Source organism: uncultured Planktosalinus sp. (assembly GCF_963973675.1).
Classification (GTDB): Bacteria; Bacteroidota; Bacteroidia; order Flavobacteriales; family Flavobacteriaceae; genus Planktosalinus.
Window position 1 is genome coordinate 1 of the sequence record NZ_CAXBAN010000263.1, and the last position, 3,870, is coordinate 3,870.

Annotated in this window: 4 protein-coding genes and 1 pseudogene; 1 reads left to right on the forward strand and 4 read right to left on the reverse strand. The window is 36.6% G+C overall.

Annotated elements, in window-relative coordinates:
* From AACY61_RS10155 to AACY61_RS10170, 4 genes and pseudogenes are all read right to left on the reverse strand, one after another.
* A pseudogene (locus AACY61_RS10155) lies at window positions 1-321 on the reverse strand (leucyl/phenylalanyl-tRNA--protein transferase); the annotation flags it as partial.
* Between the two features lie 2 nt (window positions 322-323).
* The gene (locus tag AACY61_RS10160; protein ID WP_339611468.1) at window positions 324-1,697 is read right to left on the reverse strand and encodes a TIGR00366 family protein; all 1,374 of its coding nucleotides are present in this window, start codon (window positions 1,695-1,697) and stop codon (window positions 324-326) included.
* A gap of 49 nt (window positions 1,698-1,746) precedes the next feature.
* Window positions 1,747-2,124: a DUF3127 domain-containing protein gene (locus AACY61_RS10165; protein ID WP_339611469.1), complete on the reverse strand. Its 378-nt coding sequence runs from the start codon at window positions 2,122-2,124 to the stop codon at window positions 1,747-1,749.
* 3 nt (window positions 2,125-2,127) lie between these two features.
* The gene (locus tag AACY61_RS10170) at window positions 2,128-3,003 is read right to left on the reverse strand and encodes a flavin reductase family protein (protein WP_339611470.1); all 876 of its coding nucleotides are present in this window, start codon (window positions 3,001-3,003) and stop codon (window positions 2,128-2,130) included.
* 111 nt (window positions 3,004-3,114) lie between these two features.
* Between AACY61_RS10170 and AACY61_RS10175 the strand changes: the two genes are divergently transcribed.
* A partial coding sequence (locus AACY61_RS10175; RefSeq protein WP_339611471.1) for a sensor histidine kinase occupies window positions 3,115-3,870 on the forward strand: 756 nt, incomplete at its 3' end.

A 3,870-nucleotide genomic window follows, 5' to 3' on the forward strand; every position in this document is an offset into this window, starting at 1 on the left:
TCCGTTTTGGTTTTTTCTTTTTGCCTGTGCACACTCTTTTATCACCTCCTCAAAAGCGGTATTAAATGTAACTTTAAAACTATTATTTTGAAGTGTCTTTTTCAAGCTTTTGGAAACTTTTAGCTTGTCTAAAAACAATACCATTCTTGGATTGGGACTCCACCATAAAACAGGTTGACCGTTAGAGTACCAAGGAAAGATGCCTGAATTGTATGCGTCCAATAATCGTTCTGTGGTAAGTCGACCTCCCACAGCTAGCAAACCTTCTTCATCTGCCATGGAGGCATCTGGAAAAGGGTTGTTGTCTTGGAGAATTATCATGCCTAAAAAATTAATAAGCCAGCAAGGTAAATAAAGCTACCTGCAACCATCAAAACAACAGTATAGGGGAGAATTTCTTTTGCTTTTAATCGTGTAATTGCAAGCAGTGGCAGTGCCCAGAACGGTTGAAGCATATTGGTTATTTGGTCACCATAGGATAGAGCCATAACTATTTTTGGTAAAGGCACACCCATTTGTATGGCAGCATCAATAATTATTGGTCCTTGCAAAGCCCATTGTCCGCCACCACTTGGAACAAAGATATTGACCAAGCCTGCACTGAAAAAAGTAAAAATAGGTAAAGTGGTTTCATTGGAAATACTAATAAAAAAGTTGCTGATCATTGTGACCATCCCGGCGTCTTTCATAATACCCATAATCCCAAAATACAGAGGAAACTGAATTAAAATGCCTGAAGCACCCGAAATAGCTTCTCCTAAAGCTTTTGCATAACTTTTAAAGCTACCGTGAAGTAATATCCCGAGTCCCAGCATAAAAAAGTTGAGCATATTGGGAGTGATGATTAGGGATTTTAGCGCTTCAAAGTATTGAATGATAAATGCCAGCAACAACAAACAACCAAATCCTATAGCAATAGTTTTTGAGTTTTCAATTTTATTTGTTGAGGTGTCTTCTTCGTTAGCATGGTTGATTTGTTGTTTTGGTAAATTAATGGGTTTAGTACCTGATGATTTTGCTAAATAAAACAATACCAGTGGGATAACTATCAGTAACACTGCAAAAATTAATAAATTCCACAAGTTTAAAACTGTTTCACCCGTACTAATAAATGCAGGTAATTGAGCTGTTGTTTCGGGTGAGCTTATTCCTTTCATTAAAGCTGGGATATGACCTTCTTCCGCTACTTTCAGAGGTGCAGAGCCACTGATTCCACCGTGCCAAATCATTAAGCCGACATATCCTGCTGCTCCTACCAAAGGATAATTAATTGAAAACCCTCTTTTCAAAGAGGCTTCAGCTACTTTTCTTGCCATAATGGCCCCAAAAATCAACCCTAGTCCCCAATTAAAAAAGGCAACAAGCATAGTAGATACACTTACCAATACAACGGCACTGGTAGTGGAGTTGACCAAACCGGTAATTCGGTCGGTTAATTTACTGAGCGGTTTGCTTAAAACCAAAATATGACCTAAAACCAAAATAAGCATCATTTGGTAGCCAAATACCAGTAAATCGTTATTCCATATTCCTTTTTCCCAGAATTTTAAAACGGATGTAAAGCGGTTTTCAGAAGTATTAAAATCACCTAAAATCAACGCGAGTATGATTGTCAAAACTGTTAGGAAAACTGCTATGACAAAAGGAGAAGGAATTAATTTCTCAAAAACGTTCTCTAGTGTTTTGGTGAAAGACATACAATAAAAAAAGCGCAGTTTAAATGCGCTTTTGGAATTTTAAGAAAATTTAAAACGGTAAATCGTCGTGGTCTTCTTCATTTAAATCATTGGCAGATTCAAAGGCTTCAGCAGGCGGAACGGGTGGCATGTCAGATGCCTGATTTGCTTGTTCAACATTTTCGATACGCCATCCTTGAATGGAATTGAAGTATTTTGTTTCGCCTTGGGGATTTACCCATTCGCGTCCTCTCAGGTTTATGCTGATTTTTACATTTTGACCCACATTGAAGTTGTTTAATAAGTCAGTTTTGTCCTGAACAAATTCAACCATAATGTGTTGTGGGTATTGTTCTTCAGTGGTTACTACAACTTCTCTCTTTCTAAAACCATTGTTTCCAAAGGTTTGTGTTTCACCAATCATTTTGATTTTTCCTTGTACTTCCATTGTTTAATTTTTTGCGAGCAACACCTTCCAAGCAGAAAGGAGGTCTCCTTGTTGTAAATAGTTTTGTGCTAATTTATGAATTTCAACTGTATCAGCCGAACTTAGTTTTGATTTTAGTTCCTGATTTTCTGAAATAAACTCTGTTAGTTCTTTTGGGGTGGGGAGTTTTTCTATATTACCCAAAATTCCGAGGTCATTTCCGGTCAAAACAGAGCTTGATTTTATGGCTTCCGGTAATTGGTCAATTCCAATTCCAAGTGTTGAAAGTGGCTTAGGTACTTCAAACATTCCTTTATTTGCTCTGGTATACCAATTTCCTCCCATGCGAGCTACGGTGTCAATTTTATACTGGTCGATTGTTTGGTTTTCATCCAAAATAGCTTCATCGACGTGTATTTTCAGTACTTCACAAATCACCAAATTTCCGGCGCCACCTTCTTGGCCTAATTGTATGATATCGTTTACTCTACATTCAAATTGAACCGGGCTTTCAGCAACCCTGGGTGGTTTTATTTTTTCTGAAGGTATTGCAGTTAAACCGGCTTTTATAAACTCATTGACTCCCTTGGGATATTCAGTTGAAGATAGAGACATTTGCTGCACCATGGCATAATTAACGATATTGATAACTACCTCCTTGACTTCCAATACATTTTCATAAGTGTGTTTGGTGGTATTGTCACGACCTCGCCTTGCCGGGGAGAATATTAAAATGGGTGGGTTGGCACTAAATACATTAAAAAAACTAAAAGGTGATAAATTTACATTTCCGTTCTTATCAACAGTACTTGCAAATGCAACAGGCCTGGGGGTTACAGCCCCCAATAAATAGCCGTGTAGTCTTCCGACCGAAAGGTCTTTAGGTTCAAATGAAATCATAACAACAAAGGTAACGAAAGTTAAAAAAATGCCTTTAAAAATTCTTCTTAAATTACAACACAATTATTTAAATGCTTTTCTGTTATCTATATTACAAATATTGCTTCCGGTATGCAAAACGAAAAAAACTACTTTAGGGTTGTCTTTGTGCTTCTTTCCTTAATTACTGTCATTATAATTTCCTGGAATACATTTATTTTTTTTAATGAATTAAAAGAAAATGAACGCACCAAAATGGAAATTTGGGCTGCGGCTCAAGAAATTCTTATTGATACTAAAATTGATGGTACGGTCACACAGCTGGCTTTAGAGATTTTAAAAAGCAATACCACAACCCCAATGATCCTCTACAGCTATGCAGATGATGATTATGAGTTTAACAATTTGCTGGAAGAAAATGTAAAAAACTTCAATCAGATTGAAGCCCTTATTGAAAAGTTTAAAACCCAATATGAGCCTATAGATGTCACTTATGAAGGTGAAGTTTTTAGTACAATTTATTATGGTAACTCAAGTACAATAACAAAATTAAAATACTACCCTTTAGCCATACTTTTAATCATTCTGTTATTTATCGGAGTGGTTTATTTCTTTTTCAGAACCAGAAAAGTTGCAGAGCAAAACCGTCTTTGGGCCGGAATGGCAAAAGAAACAGCACATCAAATCGGCACTCCTCTATCATCCTTGGTGGGTTGGACTGAAATACTAAAATCAGAACATATTAATCCTGAATATGTTACTGAAATGGAAAAAGATATTTTCAGACTGCAGACTATAACTGACCGGTTTTCTAAAGTTGGGTCTATGCCTGTGCTGAATAAGAAAGATGTGGTATCAGAGACCATTAAGTCTTTTGACTATTTGAAA